General features: G+C 42.3%; 20 protein-coding genes and 1 riboswitch. Of the genes, 11 read left to right on the top strand and 9 right to left on the bottom strand.

Going from position 1 to position 23360, the window contains the following annotated elements; all coding sequences use genetic code 11:
• Positions 1-4 precede the first annotated feature (4 nt).
• Positions 5-112: riboswitch (SAM riboswitch) on the top strand.
• Between the two features lie 105 nt (positions 113-217).
• The 3 genes from AABM38_RS05130 (at position 218) to AABM38_RS05140 (ending at position 4043) form a co-directional block, all read left to right on the top strand.
• Positions 218-1318, top strand: coding sequence for a sugar ABC transporter substrate-binding protein (locus tag AABM38_RS05130; RefSeq protein ID WP_423410665.1), 1101 nt, complete (start codon positions 218-220; stop codon positions 1316-1318).
• 213 nt (positions 1319-1531) lie between these two features.
• On the top strand, positions 1532-3037 hold the full coding sequence (locus AABM38_RS05135) for a sugar ABC transporter ATP-binding protein (protein ID WP_423409436.1): 1506 nt from the start codon (positions 1532-1534) through the stop codon (positions 3035-3037).
• A gap of 1 nt (position 3038) precedes the next feature.
• On the top strand, positions 3039-4043 hold the full coding sequence (locus AABM38_RS05140; RefSeq protein WP_423409437.1) for an ABC transporter permease: 1005 nt from the start codon (positions 3039-3041) through the stop codon (positions 4041-4043).
• A gap of 296 nt (positions 4044-4339) precedes the next feature.
• Here AABM38_RS05140 and AABM38_RS05145 read toward each other — a convergent pair whose 3' ends face one another.
• The 4 genes from AABM38_RS05145 to AABM38_RS05160 form a co-directional block, all read right to left on the bottom strand.
• The gene (locus AABM38_RS05145; protein WP_423409438.1) at positions 4340-5119 is read right to left on the bottom strand and encodes a formate/nitrite transporter family protein; all 780 of its coding nucleotides are present in this window, start codon (positions 5117-5119) and stop codon (positions 4340-4342) included.
• Between the two features lie 336 nt (positions 5120-5455).
• Positions 5456-6073: an acetate uptake transporter gene (locus AABM38_RS05150; protein ID WP_423409439.1), complete on the bottom strand. Its 618-nt coding sequence runs from the start codon at positions 6071-6073 to the stop codon at positions 5456-5458.
• A 204-nt stretch (positions 6074-6277) separates the two neighbouring features.
• A complete protein-coding gene (locus AABM38_RS05155) occupies positions 6278-7492 on the bottom strand; it encodes an MFS transporter (RefSeq protein ID WP_423409440.1) in 1215 nt (404 codons plus the stop codon).
• Positions 7493-7598: 106 nt separating this feature from the next.
• Positions 7599-7967, bottom strand: coding sequence for a VOC family protein (locus AABM38_RS05160; protein ID WP_423409441.1), 369 nt, complete (start codon positions 7965-7967; stop codon positions 7599-7601).
• A gap of 188 nt (positions 7968-8155) precedes the next feature.
• Between AABM38_RS05160 and AABM38_RS05165 the strand changes: the two genes are divergently transcribed.
• The 3 genes from AABM38_RS05165 to AABM38_RS05175 all read left to right on the top strand — a co-directional run bounded on the left by AABM38_RS05165 (position 8156) and on the right by AABM38_RS05175 (position 10648).
• Positions 8156-8986, top strand: a complete 831-nt coding sequence (locus AABM38_RS05165; RefSeq protein WP_423409442.1) for a transporter substrate-binding domain-containing protein — start codon at positions 8156-8158, stop codon at positions 8984-8986.
• 286 nt (positions 8987-9272) lie between these two features.
• The gene (locus AABM38_RS05170; RefSeq protein WP_423409443.1) at positions 9273-9929 is read left to right on the top strand and encodes an amino acid ABC transporter permease; all 657 of its coding nucleotides are present in this window, start codon (positions 9273-9275) and stop codon (positions 9927-9929) included.
• Positions 9926-10648 carry an amino acid ABC transporter ATP-binding protein gene (locus tag AABM38_RS05175; RefSeq protein ID WP_423409444.1) on the top strand — a complete coding sequence of 241 codons (723 nt, stop codon included), beginning with the start codon at positions 9926-9928 and terminating at the stop codon, positions 10646-10648. The genes AABM38_RS05170 and AABM38_RS05175 overlap by 4 nt, the downstream gene beginning before the upstream one ends.
• Before the next feature lie 121 nt (positions 10649-10769).
• On the opposite strand, the gene AABM38_RS05180 is transcribed toward AABM38_RS05175, so the two are convergent.
• Positions 10770-10973 (bottom strand): YbdD/YjiX family protein, encoded by a 204-nt coding sequence (locus AABM38_RS05180; protein WP_423409445.1) that lies wholly within the window; start codon positions 10971-10973, stop codon positions 10770-10772.
• A complete protein-coding gene (locus AABM38_RS05185) occupies positions 10966-13041 on the bottom strand; it encodes a carbon starvation CstA family protein (RefSeq protein WP_423409446.1) in 2076 nt (691 codons plus the stop codon). Before AABM38_RS05185 ends, AABM38_RS05180 begins: the two co-directional genes overlap by 8 nt.
• Positions 13042-13320: 279 nt before the next feature.
• Between AABM38_RS05185 and AABM38_RS05190 the strand changes: the two genes are divergently transcribed.
• From AABM38_RS05190 to AABM38_RS05205, 4 genes are all read left to right on the top strand, one after another.
• Positions 13321-14841: an amino acid permease gene (locus tag AABM38_RS05190; protein ID WP_423409447.1), complete on the top strand. Its 1521-nt coding sequence runs from the start codon at positions 13321-13323 to the stop codon at positions 14839-14841.
• Positions 14842-14956: 115 nt separating this feature from the next.
• Positions 14957-15664: an MBL fold metallo-hydrolase gene (locus AABM38_RS05195; protein ID WP_423409448.1), complete on the top strand. Its 708-nt coding sequence runs from the start codon at positions 14957-14959 to the stop codon at positions 15662-15664.
• Between the two features lie 15 nt (positions 15665-15679).
• The gene (locus AABM38_RS05200; protein ID WP_423409449.1) at positions 15680-16249 is read left to right on the top strand and encodes a TetR/AcrR family transcriptional regulator; all 570 of its coding nucleotides are present in this window, start codon (positions 15680-15682) and stop codon (positions 16247-16249) included.
• Positions 16250-16376: 127 nt separating this feature from the next.
• A complete protein-coding gene (locus AABM38_RS05205; protein WP_423409450.1) occupies positions 16377-17567 on the top strand; it encodes a M14 family metallopeptidase in 1191 nt (396 codons plus the stop codon).
• Between the two features lie 51 nt (positions 17568-17618).
• Here AABM38_RS05205 and AABM38_RS05210 read toward each other — a convergent pair whose 3' ends face one another.
• Complete coding sequence (locus AABM38_RS05210; RefSeq protein ID WP_423409451.1) at positions 17619-20003, bottom strand: M14 family zinc carboxypeptidase; 2385 nt, start codon at positions 20001-20003, stop codon at positions 17619-17621.
• Between the two features lie 214 nt (positions 20004-20217).
• A complete protein-coding gene (locus tag AABM38_RS05215; RefSeq protein WP_423409452.1) occupies positions 20218-20589 on the bottom strand; it encodes a DUF948 domain-containing protein in 372 nt (123 codons plus the stop codon).
• Between the two features lie 147 nt (positions 20590-20736).
• On the opposite strand from AABM38_RS05215, the gene AABM38_RS05220 reads away from it, so the two are divergent.
• Positions 20737-21057, top strand: a complete 321-nt coding sequence (locus AABM38_RS05220; RefSeq protein WP_423409453.1) for a YciI family protein — start codon at positions 20737-20739, stop codon at positions 21055-21057.
• 61 nt (positions 21058-21118) lie between these two features.
• Here AABM38_RS05220 and AABM38_RS05225 read toward each other — a convergent pair whose 3' ends face one another.
• Entirely contained in the window at positions 21119-23332 is a 2214-nt protein-coding gene (locus tag AABM38_RS05225) for a hypothetical protein (RefSeq protein WP_423409454.1), read from the bottom strand.
• Positions 23333-23360: the final 28 nt, after the last annotated feature.

A 23360-nucleotide genomic window follows, 5' to 3' on the forward strand; every position in this document is an offset into this window, starting at 1 on the left:
AATTCTCTTATCAAGAGTGGCAGAGGGACTGGCCCTGTGACGCCCGGCAACCGTTCCATATGGAATTGGTGCTAAATCCTGCAAAACATTTTTATGTTTTGAAAGATAAGAGAGGAAGAATCCGTCTGTTCTTTTACGTTGATGAAACCTCTCTTTTCTAGGGAGGTTTTTTTATATGGTTGGAAAAAAGCAAATCATTCTTAAAGGGGGAAAAGACATGAAAAGAAATGGTTTGAAAAAGGTATTTTTAACAGCTGTTACGGCAGCGCTTTTGCTGACTGGCTGCGGCGGCGGGGAAACAAAGAAAGCAAGCGGACCTGTTGAAGGCGTTCCTGACCGCTTTGCCAAAGGGGAAGAAGTGAAAATCAAGGTCATCCGCAAGATTGGCGGCGATGACCATACAGCTCAGTACTTAGCTGGTGCTAAAGCAGAGGGAGAAGCGCTTGGCTTCAAGGTCGATGTATTCACTGCAAATGGCGACACGGCAAAATTCCATGATGCGATCAACCAGGCGCTTCAGCAGGATTATGATGGCTTCCTCATTTCACACGGAGATGACGCAGCGACAGTGGATGATGTCAAAAAGCTTGTTGAAAAGGGAAAGAGTGTTGTTACATTTGACTCGATTGCTGACATTGCCCAGGTTAAAGGAGTCACTCTTACTTCCCAGGACGATGAAGCACTTGCAAAACTTGCTCTAGATCAGCTTGTAAAAGAACAAAATGGTGAAGGAAATATTGTATACCTATGGGTGGATGGTTTCCCGCCAATGGTGAGAAGAAATAAAGTTTATCAAGAAACATTGAAGGCTAATCCCGGCATTAAAGAGGTTGAGAGATTCGGAGTGGCAGCTGCCGATACAAGCGTCCAAACTCAAAACGCAGTAGCAGCGATGCTGAACAAACACCCTAAAGGTGAAATCGATGCGATTTTTGCAACTTGGGATGCATTCGCAATTGGTGCTGCCCGTGCGATTAAGGAAGCCGGACGCGATGAAATCAAAATCTATGGAATCGACGTCTCCAATGCGGATCTACAGGAAATCCAGGGAGAAGGAAGCTCATGGAAATATACTGCAGCAGTAGATCCTAAATTAATTGGCGCAGTAAACATGAGAATCCTAGCGAAAAAGCTAGCAGGGGAAGATACACCTCCAACTTATGACCTTGAAGCAGCCCTGATCTCACAGGAAAAACTTCAGGAGTCAAAAGAGGCGGTCAACATGGTCAATCTTGCAGAGATCATCACAGGCTGGGGACAATCAAATGCCTTCGAAGAAGATTGGATGAAGAAATTAAAGGAACACTACAAAAAATAAGCTGTTTTGCAAAAGTATAGTAAGTTTTAATGAAAAGTGACTGCACGTCCAACAGTTTATACTTATAAAAATAGCAAGCATATTTTTTTATTGGCGAACTGGAAATGAACGAAGAGAAAGTTAGTATAAGTAATACAATAGAAACCATCTCCAGCAGACACTCTCATTTTTAGAGTGTCTGCTTTACAGATTAATAGGGGAGGATGAATCCGGATGACTGCTAAGAAACTTGAGATGAAAAGCATTACAATTGATTTTCCAGGTGTGCGGGCTCTGGATCATGTGGATTTTACCGCAGAAACAGGGAAAATCCATGCTTTAATCGGGGCAAACGGAGCCGGTAAATCCACTTTGATGAAGGTACTATCCGGAGCTTATGATCATTATTCAGGCGAGATTTTCTTTAATAGAGCAAAATTAGACATCCATGTGCCTGGGGATGCACAATGTCATGGAATCCAGACTGTGTACCAGGAGGTCGATACCGCAATCATCCCTTCGCTGACTGTGGCTGAAAACATTATGCTGAACCAGACTGTACAGAGCATGGAAAATAAGCATTGGATCAATTGGAAGCTTCTGTTTAAAAAGGCGGAAGAAATCTTATCGGGCATAAATTTTCATATTCCTGTGAAAAAACTGGCCGGCGAGCTGACTCTTGCAGAAAAGCAGATTGTGCTGATTGCTAGGGCCATTTCCAGCAACTGTACCTTTTTAATTTTAGATGAACCGACAGCACCGTTAAGCCATTCAGAAACGGGGCAACTGTTCAGGATTGTCCGTGACCTCGCGAAAAGAGATGTCGGAATTGTGTTTATATCCCATAGGATGCCGGAAATTTTTGAACTGTGTGATGAACTGACTGTCATGCGGAACGGAGAGTTTGTTGTTAAAAAGAATACCTCTGATGTGAATGCGAACCAGGTTATTGAATATATGCTCGGACGGAAGCTTGAGGATCAATTTCCGCCAGGGAACGGCGTGATCGGAGAAATTCTTCTAGAAGCAGATGGCCTGACCGATGGAGAAAAAGTCAAGAACAACCGTCTTCATGTAAAAGCGGGAGAAATCGTTGGCGTCGCCGGCCTGGTTGGAGCGGGCAAAACTGAACTGTGTAAGGCTTTGTTTGGAGCTGTTCCTAATGTTACGGGTACAGTGAAGTTAAGAGGAAAGAATCTTAGGATAAACAGCCCGAATGCTGCTGTAAAGGCAGGGATTGCTCTTGTTCCAGAAGAGAGGCGGAAGGAAGGAGTCCTTGTATCGGAATCAGTCGCCTCTAACCTAACGGCTGTTAACCTGAAAAAATTCAGCAAATTCCTTAGCTTCATAGACAGGTCAGCAGAAAGAAAAACGGCTCAGGAATATATCGAGGCATTAGGAATCAAGACACCCTCAGTGTCGGCTAAGGTTGAAAACCTTTCAGGGGGCAACCAGCAAAAAGTGGCGATTGGCAGATGGCTGATCGCTGATGCAGAGGTTTACATATTTGATGAACCAACAAAAGGTGTGGACGTGGGTGCGAAGAGGGACATTTTTGAACTGATCGTTAAACTGGCTGAGCAGGGGAAAGGTGTTATTTATGCATCTTCTGAGCTGTCAGAAATTATTGGGTTCACCAATCGTGTTTATGTCCTCTATGATGGCGAGCCGGTCAAAGAGCTTGAAACGGCAAAGACAACCGAAGAAGAATTATTATTTTATTCAACAGGAGGCAGATAGGATGGACGCCAAAATCCCTTTGCAGCACAACACTCAGCCGAAAAAGACATTCGAATTGTTCCAATTCTTATATAAGTATGGGACCATCCTGACTATTTTTGTTCTCATCGCCGTTTTTGCGGCAGCGAATCCTTCTTTTATCAGTGGGGATAACTTGATCAATATTTTAAGATCGATTTCCATCGTCACAATCATAGCGATTGGCATCACCATTTCGCTTACAGTTGATGGTTTTGATTTATCTGCTGGTTCAGTGGCATCACTATCAAACGCAGTAGTAATCTCAATGTTCGTCTGGTTTTCGCAGAATACGCTCATTGCTATTTTATCAGCCATTGCCGCTGCGCTGATCGTCGGGGCAATCAATTCTTTCGCGATCGTCAAGCTGAAAATACCTGATATGCTGATGACGCTGGCGATGATGTTCGTTATTCAAGGAACGGCCCTTACCTATACGAAAGGTGCCACCGTTTCAGAAAATATGATTATGCCTGATGGCAGCTTTTCAACAGGAACAATCAGCGCTTTCTTTGCTAAAATTGGCCAGGTGCCCTGGATCATCCTCATCATGGCTGTAGCCGTTATCGTTGTACATATCTTCCTGACCTATACAAAACATGGCCGCTATATGTACGTGATAGGCGGCAATAAAGAGGCTGCGAGACTGTCAGGGATACCAGTAAACCGTTACAAAACAGCAGCATACCTTTTATCAGCATTGTTTGCTGCTATTGGGGGGATTGTTCTCGCATCCCGCGTAATGACATCAGAAATCAGTGCTGGATCTCCTTATTTAATGGACTCGGTAGCGGCAGCATTTATCGGATTCTCCGTACTGGGAGCAGGCAAACCTAATGCATTCGGTACCTTTATCGGCGCCGTGCTGATCGGCATTCTCCAAAATGGACTTGTGATGATGTCAGTTCCTTATTATGCGATGGATATTGTAAAGGGAGCCGTGCTTGCATTCGCCCTTGGCATCACTTATTACAAGCAAAAACACTGAGGTAAAACATTGATGTAAAACATTGATGTGTATCCATAAAAGAATGGATGGCCGTAATGAAAATTAAATGGAGGCAAGAGAGAAGAATTTTACCTTGATCTTTTTAGGCATGATGGCAAGGTTGAAAAAAATGGATGATCACCTGCACGTTGAACAGCTGAAGAAAATCTGAAAATACTTGTCTCCCTGGAACTAAAGATATCGAACTCACCTGGATATAGAGGGAATATCCAGGTTTTTTATTCAAAAAAAAAGATGAAACCATTGCGGTTTCATCTAATATCGATTCATTAAAATTAATCCTCAAAAAACGGCTTGTTTGCAAAATAGTACATCCATCCCATCATGATTCCGCCGCCAATCAGGTTGCCGATCGTGACAGGGATGAGATTATGGAGTACACCTGTAAAAGTAACGGACTCAGGCTGGTCAAGCACCATGCTGATCGCAAATGTACACATATTGGCGATGCTATGCTCATAGCCAGAAATGAAAAAGCAAAAGACGAAAAGCATCATCGCGAACATTTTGGGACCGTCACCCTTCATCGACATCGGCAGGAAAAACGCCAGGCATACGAGCCAGTTACAAAGGATCCCCCTGAAAAAGAGCTCCATTGTCGGAGCAAGTGTTTTCTTTTCTGCTACGCTTAACAGGAATCCATTTACCGACGGATCATCAAATAGTCCTGTCGTGTATATCAGAAAAGCAAAAGCGGCAGCCCCAATAATATTGCCAATATAACTGAATACCCACATCCTGGCCACCTGTGCCCATGCCATCTTCTTCCTTAGAGCTGCAAAAGTATAATAAAATGTATTCCCCGTAAACAAATCACCGCCGCCATATGCAATCAGAATGATCGCTGCACCGAAAGTAATCGCAGCCATTGGATAAGCAAACGGAGAATGCTCCGAGTAAAAAAAGTTCCCCGTCTTAAAAGCAACAATTACTCCAAACCCAATGAACATTGAAGCCAGGGCTGCCCTGGCTATATATCTTATTTTGCTTTGCTTAAAAATCTTATTCTTCTTTAAAGCCAGTTTCTCAACCTCTTGTAATGCTTGGACTTCCAAATGTAATCACCCGATCTGAATATTATTTTTAAGAGTATTAAATTTGACTGTTGATTTCCGCTACAGTCAACAGGGTTTTTTAAAAAATAACCTTCAAAATAGAAAGAGGCCTGGTTTTCTTTACATCTAAGATATTATTTTGCCGACAAAGTTTTTTCCTATGTATATGTTTAAGGTATTTGTTCCCCAAGAAGGAATGAATAAGCACAAAATATAAAAAAAGATAGATAAGCTGCTTGCTTATCTATCCTGTAATATTGGTTGTTTTGCTATATTAACATATGCGTTGCCTATGTTTTACGATGTTGAACAGTATAAGTCGCACCTAATAAAGACTTATTTAAAGATGCCAAATGGCTTGCCTACAGGAAGTGTCACTTTTCCAAAGTGAGTATTCAATACACTTGCTGCAGATCCATAGAAGCTTGCAATAGAAATCAGCAGTTCAGAAACAGCAGCTAATTTATGCATTGCTTCCGGCGCAATCCCTAATGAAGAAAGTGATAGGCCGATAAAGAGAAAATCAATCAGAACAAAAATGATAAACAGAACTTTATGTGTTTCCATAGCTCCAACTGTCATAAACAAACTGAAGATCAAGTACCCGACAAATGCGATTCCCAGTTGCTTCGGATCTGCAGCAGCGGATGCGGCTTCACCAAATACTCCATATTGAATCAGCCAGGATGTACCTACGCCAAGCCAGAATAAACCAAATGCGCCAAAGGCTGTCGTTCCAAACGTATTATTGTGCTTAGCATCCTGGATACTGGCGAATAATTGTGCGATTCCACCAAGGAAAATTGCCCAGGGCAGAACGAAAGAGACACCATCTGTCCATCCAAGCTTTGCAGAAGATGCCACAAGTGTCACCATTGCCAGTCCAAAGAGTCCAAGAGCAGAAGGATCAGCAGTCGTTATTTGAACTTGTTGTGTAGTTTTTGAATTATTCATGTTGTAACCTCCATTTAGACATACTTGCTAAATTTACATAAAAACAATCGTTTAAGCAATAGAAAAATTATCTAAATCAAATGATTACGTTTCCAAAAATAATTCACTTTAGCACATTAACGCACTGGGGGTCAGACCCCCAGTGCGTTAATGTGCTAAATAAAAAAACTGACTCGCAGATTTACTGGGAGTCAGGCTTTTATTCTAAAATGTATCCTTCACATATTGTGGATTGCGCTGCATGGAGCCGTAGAGGACGAGTCCGCTCACCAGCAATAGGCCGCTTGTTACGATAAATACAGAAGTGAATCCGTAGTAGCCTGCAAGAAAACCGCCTAGCACGGGACCTATAATGTTCCCGAAGAAACGGAGGCTTGTGTTGTAGCCGAGCACTTCGCCCTGCATCGCAATCGGTGCTTCCTGTCTGATATACGCAACCCTTACCGGGATAATTCCGCCAATTGTGATTCCGAGCAGGAAGCGAATCAGGACAAGCTGCCAAATATTCTCGACGAACCCACCTGGCAAATAAACAATTGCTGATAAAAACAGAAGAATGACAAGGATTTTTATATAGCCAACCTTATCAGCAATCTTTCCCCAATTTCGTGCCATCATTAAATTCCCCAGTCCAGCAGCTGAAAAGGCAATACCGGAGTAGAATGCAAGATTTACATGTCCATGTAATTCACCGACATAAAGAGATAGTATTGGCTGAATACTGAAATGGGCAATCTGGACAAGCATCGACATCAAAAGAACATTCACCATGATTGGATTTTTAAGAATATGCTGAAGTACTTCTTTGCGGCTGTAATTCGTCTTCGTCCCTTTTTTTATATCGATTCTGTGTTCCATGACTTTGAATACTAAAAGGCCGGACAGCAGGATAAAGATTGATGTGGATTGGAAGGTGGCAGCATATCCTAAGGAATCAGCCAGCACGCCGCCAATCATCGGCCCGAGCAGTGAGCCTGTTATGCTGCCAGTCTGTAATGTACCCAATACCTTGCCTGCATGTTCCTTAGGTGTCTGAGTTGAAATGAGCGCCTGGGAGACAGGGATGAATCCTGAAAACAAGCCCATGAACATTCTCAGTAAAAATAACTGCCAAACGGAATGTGCAAATCCAAGCAGGAAGATCGATAATCCCATCCCGAAAGCCATGAAGATGAGGATATTTTTTCGGCCAAACCGGTCACCCATTCTGCCAATGACCGGAGAGAATAGAAATGCAGTGACAAAGGTTATGCTGAATGTAATGCCAGACCAGTTCTGGACATACTTTTCCGTAAAATCACCGAACGTTTCAATATACAGTGAGAGAAAAGGCATAACCATTGTCATGCTGCCGGCGATAAAGAAATTCGCAAACCACATGATGATTAAGTTGCGTTTTGCCTTTTGCTGCTGGGTCATTCCATCAACACTTCTTTCTCGGTACGAATATTTCGCTTTTCTAAATATTATACCAAATTTTAGTGTGATTGAAAACCAAGCAAACAAGCAAGAATTTAATGATTAATTAAACCCACTCAAGTAATTCAATCCTGTTCCCAAACGGGTCCTGAACATAAATGCGATTGGCGCCAGGAAGATTGTCGTCTTCAATATACTCTACACCTGCTGCCGCTAAGTGCTGTTTCAACCCTTCAATATTATCTAATTCAAAGGCCGGATGTGCCTTTTGTGCAGGTACGAACGGTTCCTCAATGCCGATATGGATTTGGCAGCTGCCGTATTTGAACCATGCGCCGCCTCTTTTTTTCAGTACCGGCGGCTTCTCAATTTCTTCAAAACCTAGTATTTCTCCGAAAAATTTCCTTGCACTCTCTTCTGAACCCTTTGGGGCTGCCAGTTGAACGTGGTCTATTGCTTTAAATTTAAATTTCAAATGAATCCCTCCTTTTCTTTCATTTTAATTTAGTAGGTAAGATAAGGAAATTTCGAGATTTGAATAATTGCAAATAAGTTTTACTTATTGTTTTTTCTTAATCTCCACGGGTAATACAAGCCCGCATTGCCACATATAAATTACTAAAAGTTTTAGGCGCGTTTTTTATAAAAGAGGAGGCAACAAGGATGAAGAAAAGATTTTTTGCTATTCTGCTGATGGCAATGACTGCGTTAATAGTTTCTGCCTGCGGTACAAGCAAGACCAGCGATACGAGCGGCACAGGGTCAGAAGCGGGGAAAAAGGAACTCCGCGTCGTGACAGATGCGGCCTATGCACCGTTTGAATACATGGAAGGCGATAAAATCGTTGGGTTTGATATCGACTTTTTAAAAGCGGTTGCGGAAGAAGCAGGTTATAAACTGAAGATTGAACATGTCGGCTGGGATCCTATTTTTGTGGAAATTAAAAGCGAACGTGCTGATATTGCGATTTCATCCATAACAATCAATGATGACAGAAAGCAGACCTATGATTTCTCCTTGCCATACTTCTTATCAACCAATAAGATTTTGGTTCGCGAAGACAGTGATATTAAAAGTGCGGCTGATCTGAAGGGGAAAGTGGTTGCCGTCCAGAATGGCACAACTGGCCAGGAAGCAATGGATAAACTCCTGGGAAAAAATAATGAGGATATTAAAAAATTTGAAAACAACAACCTTGCCATCATGGAAATGATGAGTGGAGGAGCCGCTGCCGTCGTTGCAGATAACGGAGTGGTTGAGGTGTATGCGAAGAACAATCCGAAGGAAAAATTGAAGGTCATTGAAGACAGCGGCAGCTTTGAGGCTGAATTTTACGGCCTTCTGTTCCCGAAAGGAACCGAGCTGAAAGCGGATTTCGATAAAGCGATCGAAAAGGTATTCGAGAACGGCACATATGAGAAAATATATCAGGAATGGTTCGGGCAAAAGCCTAATATGGAAAAGCTGAAGGAAGCACAAAAAGCATCAAAATAACATGGGGAAACAAACAACCTGCCAAGATGCGTAACTCTTAAACTAGTGTTACGCATTTTTTTATAATCGAAGACTTATTAATAGAGGATCGATTAATCTATTTGAACGTGGAAATCGAGATAACGTGTTTTTAACATGTTTAAGTTATTTTTTAATTGCTGGATTCATTTTTTAATTGCTGCTAAAGATAATTTTTAACAAGCTGGCTTCATTTTTACTTGTTAATAATATTTGAATCTTTAAGAATTTATTTTTGAATTTGCATTCCAGTTTTGGGGGTCAAGATATGGATTTTCGTTTTGATATTATCCTTGAATATTCTCCTTATCTATTAAAAGGGACACTCGTAACCATTGGGCTTTCTCTGGCGGGGATTGCGATTGGGACAATCCTGGGCCTGTTTATCGGACTTGGCAAGATGCAGCGCCGGAAGCTGCTTGCGTGGCCGTTTGACTGGTACATCACCTTCTTCCGGGGAACGCCGTTATTTGTGCAAATTTTATTGATTCACTTTGGTGTAGTACCTATGTTTATTGGTGAAACGAATGGAATTATTGCGACGATCATCGCGCTTTCCCTGAACGCGGCTGCATACATTGCTGAAATTTTCAGGGCGGGTATCCAGTCGATTGACAAAGGACAGATGGAGGCAGCCCGTTCTCTCGGAATGAGCCATGTACAAGCGATGCGATACGTTATTTTGCCTCAGGCATTTAAAAGAATGATTCCGCCGCTTGGCAATGAATTCATTGTCCTGATTAAGGAATCCTCGCTAGCAGCAGTCATTGCCACCCCCGAAATCATGTACTGGGGACGTTCTATGGCCGGGCAGTATTACCGGGTCTGGGAGCCATATCTGACTGCAGCGGTTATATATCTCATACTGACACTTTCACTTAGCTTCCTGCTAAGTCATTTGGAAAGAAGGCTTGATACAGAATGATAAAAGTTGCAAACCTAAAGAAATCCTTTGGCCATAACAAGGTATTGAATGGGATTGATGTTGAAGTCAAGCCACAGGAAGTGGTGGTTGTCATAGGGCCTTCCGGATCCGGAAAGTCAACCTTTCTGCGCTGCATCAATTTGCTTGAAACAATAACCGACGGCCATGTGCTGATAGAAGGAAGGGACATCACCGATAAAGGCACGAATATTAATAAAGTGCGTGAGGATGTTGGGATGGTATTTCAGCATTTCAACTTATTCCCTCAAAAGACGGTAATAGAAAATATCATGCTTGCTCCTCTAAAGGTTCGCGGAATTGCGGAAGAGCATGCGAGAGCGAAAGGTATGGAGCTTTTGAAAAAGGTAGGCTTGGAGGACAAGGCAGATGCATATCCTGCTTCGCTTTCAGGAGGCCAGAAACAGCGGGTGGCCATTGCCAGGGCACTTGCGATGGAGCCGAAAATCATGCTGTTCGATGAGCCTACGTCAGCACTTGATCCAGAAATGGTCGGCGAAGTTCTCGAAGTGATCAAACAGCTCGCCCGCGAAGGAATGACAATGGTTGTTGTCACCCATGAAATGGGCTTTGCCAGGGAAGTGGGGGACCGGGTCATTTTTATGGACGGTGGCTTGATCATTGAAGAGGACAAACCAAAAGATCTCTTCGAAAACCCGCAGCATGAACGGACAAAAGCATTTTTGAGCAAGGTTTTATAAAGCATTCAGACGTTTGATTAACAGATTAATAGCTATAAAACGAGCCTGCATCACAGAGATGCAGGCTTGTTTTTACTAGTATGTCAGTAGTCAGCCATAAGAGGCAATTGCGCTATTCTGTTCAGCAGCAGCGTGAAACCTTGCCGTCTTTGCCGCTGTATCTTGACTCCTGTGCTTCACAGAAAAACTCTTTTCTTGTTTTAACAGGTTCTTCAGGATGATGGGCAGCCATGTGCTCGATATATTTTTCGTAGCTGGGCACGCCTACAAGCAGGCTGATGAACTGTTTCCTGTATTGAAAAAGGCTCTTAAGACGATTAAGCATAATGCTTTAAGTCACCTTCATTTCTTGGCACATAAGGATCCTCGTGAAGTTCTAGCTTCTGGTTGGTTAAAACTTTCATCCAGATTCGAACGGCTGAGATCAGGACAGTGATGACGACAATCATGAAGAAGGCGGTTAACCCGGCATCGACATAATCATTGATCAGCACCTGTTTCATCTGTGCTGGAGTAGTGGCAGGTGCAAGAACCTTTCCTCCATCCAAGGCTTCCTTAAATACTTTAGAGTGAGCAAGGAATCCAATCTTAGGATTTTCATGGAAAAGCTTCTGCCAGCCAGCTGTCATTGTTACGATTAAAATCCATGTAGTTGGGACGAGCGTAACCCAGACATACGCTTTTTTACCCATTTTGTATAATATAGTCGTTCCAAGTAATAGGGCAATTGCTGCGAGCATCTGATTCGCGATTCCAAACAGCGGCCAGAGGGTATTGATTCCGCCCAGAGGATCGATGACACCCTGGTATAAGAAATACCCCCAACCAAGAACACAAAGAGTGGTAGCAATAATGTTAGGAATCAAGGCATCGGTCCTGGCGAATGGCTTGTAAGCCGTTCCGATAATATCCTGGATCATAAATCTGCCAACACGAGTACCAGCATCAATGGTCGTTAAAATAAACAGGGCCTCAAAAAGGATTGCGAAGTGATACCAGAAAGCCATCAACGCTTTTCCGCCAATCACTTTAGAGAAAATCACGGCCATGCCAATTGCAAGAGTCGGCGCTCCGCCAGTACGTGATAGAACGCTTTCTTCTCCTACATCATTAGCGAGGTTTGTTATATCATCCGGAGTAATCGTGTATCCCCAGCTTGTAACTGTTTGGGCAGCCTGGATAGCGTCCGTTCCAATCACAGCAGGAGGACTGTTAATCGCAAAGTAAATCCCTGGTGTCAGGACGCAAGCTGCAATCATTGCCATGACGGCAACAAAGGATTCTGTCAGCATTGCACCGTAACCGATTGGCTGTGCATGAGATTCTGTTTCGATCATTTTTGGCGTTGTACCAGATGATACTAGCGCATGGAACCCGGATACAGCTCCGCAAGCAATGGTAATGAACAAGAAAGGAAACATATTTCCAGCAAATACCGGGCCTGTACCGTCAACGAACTGCGTTACTCCAGGCATAGATAGGTCCGGTGCTACAATAATAATTCCAAGAGCAAGACCTAAAATCGTACCTACCTTAAGGAATGTGCTCAAATAATCACGCGGTGCAAGCAGCATCCATACAGGCAAAACTGAAGCGATAAAACCATAAATGATCATCATAATTGCAATTGTTTCACCTTTAAAAGTGAACATGGCGGCTAATGATGGATTTTCCGCAACAGTCTGCCCAAGAAAAATGGACAAAAGGAGCAGTACAACTCCAATAGCAGAGGCTTCCCCAACTCTTCCTGGACGCATATACCTCATATAGAATCCCATGAATACTGCAATAGGAATCGTTGCAGCAATGGTAAACATACCCCAAGGACTTCCTGCGAGCGCTTTCACGACAACTAAAGCTAAGACAGCCAATAAGATGATCATGATTCCGAGAATCCCGATCATGGCAATAAAGCCTGTCACTTTTCCCATTTCATCTTTAATCATTTCACCTAACGATTTCCCATTTCGGCGCATAGACCCAAACAGGATGATAAAGTCCTGGACTGCACCAGCGAGAACAACCCCGACTACGATCCAAATGGTTCCTGGCAAATAGCCCATCTGCGCTGCCAGGATTGGACCTACAAGGGGGCCAGCTCCAGCGATGGCTGCAAAGTGGTGGCCAAAAAGCACCCATTTATTTGTGGGTACATAGTCTTTCCCATCATTATTAATTTCTGCGGGAGTTTTTCGGTTGTCATCAAGTTCAAATACTTTCCTTGCCATGAATCGGCTGTAAAATCGGTACGCAATGGCATATACACTGACTGCTGCCGTCAATAGCCAGATAGCATTAACGCTTTCTCCGCTGCTCAAAGCCATCATCGCAAAGCCAGCTGCACCAAGTGCGGAGACCAATCCCCAAATGATAATCGACCTAATCGCTTTCAACTTTATTCCCACCTTTTTATTTGGTATGTCCAAATTATATTTTATAATTCTAAATTTTTAAATAAGTAATTTTATTCAGATTATTATTCAGATATTTTTGGCGGTGAGAGTCCAGGTATTAGATGATTTGATTTGCAATTATGGAATTAATGGTTAAATGAAATTTTTTTTCATCAGAATGTTAGCGGAATAATAAAAGCGGGTAGTTTACTCCTACACTAACAAGTTAGCAAGCAAGCATTATTCATATCTACACTGAGCAACAGGAGAGGAGAAACTATGAAAGAAGCTCATATCACAAGTACAAAGGCAATCAGCAGGGTTAATAAAGAAAAAGTACGCGCAGCATCAGGATTAAAAAGAAGGCTGGGCACCCGGCACTTATCAATGATTGCCATCGGAGGCAGTATTGGAACTGGATTATTTGTAGCCAGCGGAGCATCTATATACCAGGCAGGCCCCGGCGGCGCGCTGCTTGCTTACGGGATAATCGGTTTCATGGTGTATTTGCTTATGACGAGCCTTGGTGAAATGGGGACTTATATGCCGGTAACAGGGTCATTCAGTACATATGCGACAAAATTTGTTGACCCGGCATTTGGTTTTGCGATTGGCTGGATTTACTGGTTCAGCTGGGCAATCACCCTGGCACTTGAGGTTTCCGCGGCAGCGATTTTAATGAAATACTGGCTTCCTGATACACCATCTTTTATCTGGAGCGCACTATTTTTAATAATTATCTTTGGACTTAATTTCCTATCAGTAAAACAATATGGTGAAGCTGAATACTGGTTCTCACTTATTAAAGTAGTGGCTATTATCGCCTTCATTATTACTGGATTACTAATGATTTTTGGAATCATGTCAGGAGATGTCGGAGGATTTAAAAACTTTACTACTGGTGATGCCCCATTTAACAATGGGATTCTCGGAATCATTGGGATTTTCATGGTGGCAGGTTTTTCGTTCCAGGGAACTGAAATTGTCGGGATTGTAGCTGGCGAAAGTAAAAATCCTAAGGAAAATGTTCCAAAAGCAATCAAGCAGGTTTTCTGGCGCATTTTGCTATTCTATATGCTATCAATCTTTGTGATCGCCATGATTATTCCGTTCACAGATTCAAGGCTGCTTGGCGGAGATATTGATAAAGTGGCAATGAGCCCGTTCACACTCGTATTTGAAAATGCAGGCATTGCATTTGCAGCTTCTATAATAAATGCTGTTATATTAACATCTGTATTATCTGCAGGAAATTCCGGTTTATATGCATCTACAAGAATGTTATGGGTGATGGCAAAAGAGGGACAGGCCCCCAAGTTCCTGAAACAGGTCAATAAAAATGGAATTCCGGTCAATGCATTGCTGGCTACAACGGCGTTCGGGCTGCTGGCATTCCTCAGCTCAATATTCGGTGAGGGGAAAGTATTCATGTGGCTCCTGAATTCATCAGGGCTTGCCGGTTTCCTGGCGTGGGTAGGCATAGCCGTCAGCCATTATCGTTTCCGTAAGGGCTACATCGCACAGGGAAGAGATATGAATCTATTAACCTATAAAGCAAAATGGTTCCCGTTAGGGCCTTTGTTCGCGGCGGCACTTTGTATTTTTATCATTCTTGGACAAAACTATCAAGCTTTTTCAGGGGACAGCATTGATTGGCAGGGGATTATGGTAACCTATATCGGAATACCGTTATTCCTCGCTTTGTGGTTCGGCTATAAAATCTCCAATAAAACCAAATGGGTTGGCTTAAAGGAGATGGATCTTACGCCGACTGGTATAACAACCGAAGTGAAGAAGTAACTTGAAAGCAGGGGCAGTCAGCCTCTGCTTTTTTTGTCGAAAAGTTCTAGTTGTTAAAACTAATATCATTAGTTACAATAAAACTAACGATATTAGTTAAATGGAGGATCTATTCATGAGAATGATAAAAGAAGGTTTTTTATATCAACTGACGTTTATGCCAAAACTGTTTCCAGTGAATTGTTATTTTATCGAAGAAGAGGATGGTTTGACTTTGATTGACGCGGCATTGTCTAATAGTGCAGAACCTATATTGCAGGCTGCAAAGGAAATTGGGAAGCCAATCACAAGAATAGTTCTGACTCACGCACATGGTGACCATATTGGTGCGCTTGATAAATTGAAAGAAAAGCTGCAAGTACCTGTTTATATTTCAAATAGAGATTCTCGCCTGCTAGCTGGAGATACATCATTGGATCCTTCAGAACCACAGCTGCCAATTCGCGGGGGAATACCTAAGAATATTAAAACGAAACCGGATACATTTTTACTAGATGGCGATAAAATTGGGTCGTTAACCGCCTTTTTAACTCCTGGTCATACACCTGGATCCATGTCATTCCTTGATGTAAGGACGAATGCAGTAATTGCGGGTGATGCCTTCCAGACTAGAGGAGGAACGGCCGTGTCAGGCATAACTGTTCCGTGGTTTCCATTCCCGGCAATGGCAACTTGGAACAAAGAAGCAGCGCTGGAAAGCGCCAGAATCATACAAGGACTAAAACCGAGCTTGCTTGCAGTGGGGCATGGGGAATTGCTTCGATCTCCTGCTGAACAGCTAGAAAAAGCGATCAAGAAAGCCATGGCGATTTTATCCAAATAAAAGGAGAGAAAGAACATGTCACCAAGACCGAAAGTAGCTCTGGATAAAACCGAAATTATCATGGCGGCAGCTGAGCTGGCAAATGAATTTGGAAGCGAGAACGTTACCCTTGCTTTGCTTGCGAAAAAGCTAAGGATAAAACCTCCTTCATTATATAACCACTTTGAGGGACTTCCGGGAATCAAAAGAGAGCTGGCGATTTTTTCATTAGAGAAGCTTTACCGTGGATTAGCCACAGCGGCAACAGGCAAGCATCCTGGAGAGGAGGCTGTGCTGGCGATCAGTGAATCCTATCTTTCTTTTGCAAGAACAAATCCTGGTTTGTACGAGTCGGCTTTATCTGCACCGGATCCTGCTGATACAGAAGTTTATTACGCAGGAAAGAAAATTGTTGACCTGGTCGTTTCGACCATCGAGCCATTTAAATTAAAGGAGGATTCTGCTATTCATGCTGTCAGAGGGTTAAGAAGCATTATGCATGGTTTTGCTTCCCTTGAACAGAAAGGTGGCTTTGGTCTATCGCTGGATTTAGACGAAAGTTATAAGCAGGCTGTCAAAGCTTTTTTGACTGGATTAAAAGATTAGGGTATAAGCAAATATTTTGTAAAATGCTTCATTAAATAACATGTTTCTTAAATATTCCTGCCAGTTTTGAAAAGTAGTCACATACATATATATAGATGCAACCTTTAGTAAGGACAGGAGGAGCGCTATGGATATATATGTGAGAAGGGGAGATTCCTTTTGGTACTACAGCAATGTTTTTAATGTCTCTCTTCAGCTGATCATAGATTCTAACCGCGATTTGGACCCTAATGCACTAATGGCTGGACAGAAGGTTAGAATTCCCGGCTATGCTGCAGTGGATTACAGAATCAGGGCAGGGGATACATTATGGGCAATTGCACAGAACAGGAAGCTGCAGGTCGATGCTTTGCTGCTGGCAAACCGGAATATCAATCCAAACGGGTTGTATATTGGACAGATGATCAAGATTCCTCTGCGGATTACCTGGAGGATTGTCCAGGGAAAGAAAAATTATGATTATGCTGCACTTACGAATGACTTGAATCGCTTGCAGAGTGTCTATCCATTTATGCAGCTGCCGTCCATAGGAAATTCCGTTTTAGGGAAAAAGATACCGGAAGCGTTAATAGGCAAAGGGAGCAAAAGAGTGCATTATAATGCTTCATTCCATGCGAATGAATGGATCACGACTCCGATTATCATGACTTTTTTAAACGATTACCTGCTTGCCGTAACGAATAAAACTTCGATCCGTGGGCTGTCCATGGCAAACTTCTATAACCAAACAACTCTGTCGATTGTGCCTATGGTTAATCCTGATGGCGTGAATCTGGTTTTGAATGGTCCGCCTGAAGAGGAGCCGTGGAATGATAGGGTTGTCGAGTTTAATAAAGGAAGCAGGGATTTTACAGGCTGGAAGGCGAATATCCGCGGCGTCGATTTGAACGACCAGTTCCCGGCAAAATGGGAGCTTGAAAGAGCACGCAACCCAAAACAGCCAGGTCCAAGGGATTATGGCGGTGAGCGACCATTGACCGAACCCGAAGCAATTGGAATGGCAGAGCTGACAAGAAGGCGTGATTTTTCACGTGTCATTGCTTTCCATACCCAGGGAGAAGAGATTTATTGGGGCTTTGATAACCTTGAGCCGCCTGAATCCGAAGCAATGGCCAATGAATTCGCACGAGTAAGCGGCTACAAGCCAGTGAAGACAATTGAGAGCTATGCAGGCTATAAAGACTGGTTCATCCAGGATTGGCGCCGCCCAGGCTTCACCGTGGAACTGGGTTCTGGAATCAATCCGCTGCCAATATCCCAGTTTGATGAGATTTATGAAAAAGCACTGGGTATCTTTTTGGCTGGACTTTATCTATAGAAGATTCCTGTAAAAAAAGCATCGGGATGTTTCCCGATGCTTTTTCAATGCTTATTTTTCAAAAATGCTGTTGGAAAGAAGTCGGAACAGATAGTCTGTATGATCGCGGAAGCCTGCTTCTAGACCGATCATCGTGACATCTTTATCCTTTTCTTTCACGATTACTGCTTTGCCGTGTGCTTCACCTTTTTTCGCGTCTTCTCTCCAATGACCTGCAACAAAGAAGTCTGAGCTATCTTCAAAGGTTGCAGCAACTTGATCATTATCAGTGTTGGTATACCAAACTGGGCGGTAAACGAAGCCGATATCATTCTGGCTGTAACCTGCTGTTACTCCGGAACCTTGATAATCAACCGTTACAATTCCGTTGCTGTTGGAACCGCCGACGTTAATCTGATCATCCGTCAGACCAAGTGTTTTTGTTGCTCTAGAAGCCCCGGCACCAACAGCGATATATTTGCCGCCAACCTTCAAGAAGGATTCAAGATTTGCTTTAAATTGATCGAGCTGAGCTGGGTTTTGGAAACCGAATTCCTTATTTGCTGTTGATAGGGTAGTCGAAATCAGGTTTTCTGTACCACTGTAAACAAACACATCGAATCCAGCTAAGCTTTTTTCAGCAACTTCAGCAGGAGTCACTTCACTAACGTTAAATCCGAGACGCTTAAGAGCGAGTTTTGTTCCTGAATGTGACTGAACTTTACCCATTCCGCCGTCTTTTAAGATGGCGACCTTTACGTCAGAAACGTCCACTGTATCTGCAGGTACCTTTGCCGTTCCAATCTGAAGTCCGGACTGTTTTACAGCAGCAGAAATCACATTTGCAGAAGCTTCAGTATAAAAATTGCCTGCAGTATCCCTTTTTACAGTGATGCCCTGCTGAAGCAATGTATTCACAAGATTTACAGCCTTTACAGAGCTATTTGGAATCAAGAATGGACCTTTTCCAGTTATTGACCCCTGGCTTTGTACCTGATTCACTTTTGCAGCGGTCATATTGAACTCATCTTCCACAGCAATCGCTTCGAATCCCCAAAGCTCTGGCAAGCTCCATGCTGAAATGTCATACATATAAGGTGTGTCTTCGGAGATATCTTCGCCATCCCAAAGCATTGTATTAGCCAGACCTGCCTTAGCCTGGTCCATTTTCACGACATATGTTCCTTTTGGATAGGACTTTCCGTCAGCAGTGAAGGATTTTGAAGCCTGAACAACCTCAATGTCGTTTTTCTGAAGGTGGGCAATCGCTTTTTGAGTGACAGTTGGATCTTCAGAATCTACAGGCAGTACATAAGCTGAAGGGAAGAAACCCTCATCATGGAACGGATGGTCAAAATTAATTCCGCGCTTGAACATTTCGATTTGGTCGGTAATCATGTCCTGCTTGTTATCAGTTGCATATTGAAGTGCACCCATGATTGCATCGTACATCCACTGAACACCGTCAAGGTCATTGGTAGGTGCCTCTAGCGTATGGCCATATGCTCCATGGTACATAGCGTACATCGGCGTGAAAATTGGCGGGTAATCATCCCAGCCTGCTGCGTCATCACGCTGAGGGACATAGACTCCCTCCATTGACTGATAGAGGCTGCCAGTAAATTTGTTCTTGTTTGACATGATTTGAGCTTCCATTGCCTCTGCCTGTTTAGAGGCCCATTTATTGTAAAGATCATATTCATAGTTTGGATTATGTGGAGGTGTACAAGGCTCAATCAACCCCTGCTTATTTGGTGCATAACCTTTAACATAGCCATGGGTATCAAGGAAGACCATTGGGTTCCATTCCTTGATTAACGCGACAGTTTCCTGCGTTTCTGGCTGCGATTGCGTGATGAAGTCACGATTCAAGTCAATGCCTTCTCCATTAAAACGAGTAGCATTAATACGACCATCAGGGTTCTGAACCACATTGAAAATTAAGATGTTGTTTTCCAAGATTTCTTTTGTCTTATCATCATTTTCAAGGGCAAAACGCTCGATCAGCTGCATCACTGCGTCACTGCCGACAAACTCTGTTCCGTGGATTGAACCATTAATCATGACCGGAACCTTGAAGTCAGGATTATTTTGAATCCACTCCTGAGCTTTTCCAGGATTCTTGAACATTTGTTTTCTTAAAGACTGGATTTTGCCAAACTTGCCCTGAGAATCTGGCGCTGCAATCGTGACGACATACAAAGGTTGTCCAGTAGATGATTGGCCCTTTACCTCAACCTTGATTCGGTTTGATTGCTTCTCTAGCTCCGCAAGCTTTACGCCAATTTCCGAGAATTTCATAAAGTCATAGTTTTCACTGTTGAACAGACTTCCATCTTGTTCTTCATTCACATTTACATTTTTCCAATTAAAAGATTCCGCCAGAGCAGGAGTCCATGGGGAAGCAGCGAGCAGACTTGCTGTCATTACCCCAGAAATGAGTTTTTTATGTTTCATTTATGTATTCCTCCGTATAATTAATATTGTATATTTATACATAATAATAATTAATTATTATTTCGACAATCGTACGAAATACCTAAAATTACGAAGCTCTAGAAAGTCTTATAAATAGTTGGATTCGATTATTTAAGGAATGAACCAAGAGATTTTAAATGGGAAGATAGTCACTTAGTGGGGAGAAATAAAAAAACAGGGCGGAGAGCCCTGTTTAAGATTGTGTTTGCGCCATTCTATTTTTACGATTGCGTTTCCATTGTCTTACTTTATACTGACGTTCAAGAGCAGCGACTGGCTTGGCCACAAGTGCATTCTTGAAGACAACAGGTGTTTGTTTTACCGAAAAAACGACGGTGTTGACCGCTTTTTTCTTTTCTTCAAAATCTGACATTAGCTGTTGCTGATGAATCGTAAGTTTATCGGTTTCATGCTTGATTGCATTTGTTTTAACCTGCATCTTGGTCGCTGTTTCCTGTAGGCTTTCAATTGAAGGTTTCGCCGCTTTAAAGGTTTTAAATGCAACAAATCCCAGATAGGCCAAGGAAGCCACAATGACAGCGATGCTGATATAGACAAGAATCATAAATTAAATGCCTCCTTAAAAAATACTCCTTAAAATGTATTTACCCATATAAGCGTAGTTTTAACAAAGAAATTTTTCATTCCTGATGAGATATATTGGTAAATGGTATAATGAACTGTAAATCTTATTGAAATTGGGGTTCTATATATGGATAAGTTTGTAGTTATTCTAAAGGAGAAACGAACAGGGCAGCTTGATGCCAATCTGTTGAACCTGCACATCGAACATCTTCGGCATTTAAGCCGGGAGGGTAAATTGATGATTGCCGGTCCATTTAAAAATAATGAACAGGGCATGCTGATTCTGATCTGCGAGGACATAGAAGAAGCGATTAGTCTTGTAGAAAGCGACCCATTTGTAAAAGAAAAATATTATAATACATATGAAATCAATGAGTTAATTGTTGCAAATGAGGAAAATAATTGGTTAATGGATAACCCGCAAACGACAGGGAATCTAGTTCACTAATGGCCGAAAAAAAGGACTTTCACAAATTGTGAAAGTCCTTTTCTTATTAAAAAAAACTCAATTATTTTGTTTCTGCTTCAATGATTACTTCTTCAATAATATCTTCAGCAGGAGCTTCTTCAGAAACTTCACCAGCAATTACAGCAGAGATCAAAGCAGCAACTTGTTTAGCAACTTCACTTGCATTAACACTAGCTTTAGCCTCAGCTTTATTAGCAGCAGAAGTGTTTACTTTTGTTGCTTCTTCAGTAGTAGTTTCTTCAACAGCAACTTCATCAGTTACTTCTTCAGAAGCAGTTTCATCAGCAACAACATCATCAGCAGGAGCTTCTTCAGAAACATCGCCAGCAAGTACAGCAGAAATCAAAGCAGCAACTTGTTTGGCAACTTCACTTGCATTAACACTCGCTTTAGCCTCAGCTTTATTAGCAGCAGAAGTGTTTAATTTAGCTTCTTCTTCAGTAGTAGTTTCTTCAACAGTCACTTCTTCAGAAGCAGTTTCGTCAGCAGTAACTTCATCGGTAACTACATCAGAAGCAGTTTCGTCAGCAACAGTTTCATCAACAGCAACTTCTTCAGTCACTTCGTCAGTAACAGTTTCATCAGCAACAACTTCTTCAGAAGCAGTTTCATCAGCAACAACCTCTTCAGTCATTTCATCAGTAGCTTCTTCTTCGGAAACTTCTACAGAATAATGAACAGCGGAGTGTTCATTAGCGTTCGCTTTAGCATTTGCACTTGCGTGGTAAGCTTTAGACTTCATTTTGTTCGCAATAGAAGGAGATACTTTTGTTTCTTCTTCAGAAGCAACTTCATCAGTCACAACATCTTCAGTAGTATCTTCATCAGTTACAACGTCGTCAGCAGCAACTTCATCAGTTACAACGTCTTCATTAGCAACTTCATCAGTTACAACGTCTTCATTAGCAACTTCATCAGTTGCAACATCTTCAGTAGCATCTTCTTCAGATACAACTTCGTCAGTTACTTCATCAGCAGGAGTTTCTTCAGAAACTTCTACAGCAAGAACAGCAGAGTTAGCAGCAGCGTGCAACTTAGCGTTTTCGCTTGAATTCTCGTAACCTTGAGAATTGATTTTGTTAGCAGCAGAAGGATTTACTTTTTCTTCTTCAGAAGCGTCTTCATCAGTCACAACGTCTTCAGAAGCGTCTTCGTCAGTCACAACGTCTTCAGTAACATCTTCATCAGTCACGACTTCTTCAGTAGCATCTTCGTCAGTCGCAACATCTTCAGTAGTATCTTCATCAGTCAAAACATCTTCAGTAGTATCTTCATCAGTCACAACGTCTTCAGTAGTAGCATCTTCAGAAGCTTCTACAGCAAGAACAGCAGAGTTAGCAGCAACGTGCAACTTAGCGTTTTCGCTTGAATTCTCGTAACCTTGAGAATTGATTTTGTTAGCAGCAGAAGGATTTACTTTTTCTTCATCAGTTTCTTCTTCTGTAGTTACAGCATCATCATCTTCAGTTTTTACAGTTGCATCTGAATCAAGATTGATGTCCTTAGAATCAGAGTCATTTTCATCTTCATCTTCAGTTTTCACAGTCGCGTCTTTCTCAAGATCGATGTCCTTAGAATCAGAGTCATTTTCATCTTCATCTTCATCTTCAGTTTTTACAGTTGCGTCTTTCTCAAGATCGATGTCTTTAAAATCAGAATCATCTTCTGTTTCTTCGTCATCTTCCTTTTTCATATCAGCAGCTGGATCAAGATCTTCATCTTCATCTTTCTTAGCTTTTGCGTCATCTTCAATGTCAGCTGTTTCTTTAGATTCAGTTTCAGCAGCTACTTCCTCTGTTGCAACTGGTTCAACTTCCACTACATCTTCGACAACTGGTTCTTGAACTACAACTTCTTCAGTAGTTGTTTCTTCAGCAGGTGTTTCTTCAGCAGGTGTTTGCTTGACTGGTGCGTGAACAGCTGCATTTGGTGCAGCATGTTTTTTAGCTGTTTCACTTGCATGTACGCTCGCCTGTGATTTTACTGCTTTTTCTTTCGTCTCAAGCTTAGGTTCTGCTTTTGGCTGAGCCTTTACAGCAGGCTTCGCAGGAACTGCAGGAGTTACTTTTACGGCAGCTTTCTTCGTGTTTACAGTTTTCACTTGCACTGGTTTAACGGAGTGAGATTGTTCTAGTTTCACTTTTTCTGGTCCAGCAGCTTGGGTAAAGTGCCCTCCTGTCAAGACTCCAATAGACAATACTCCAGCTAACATAAAAGATTTAACAACTTTAGTTCCATTCATATAATTATTCATTTTAATAATTCGCTCCCTTTTTAATATC

The organism is Heyndrickxia sp. MSNUG, assembly GCF_049532715.1.
Classification (GTDB): domain Bacteria; phylum Bacillota; class Bacilli; order Bacillales; family Cytobacillaceae; genus Mesobacillus.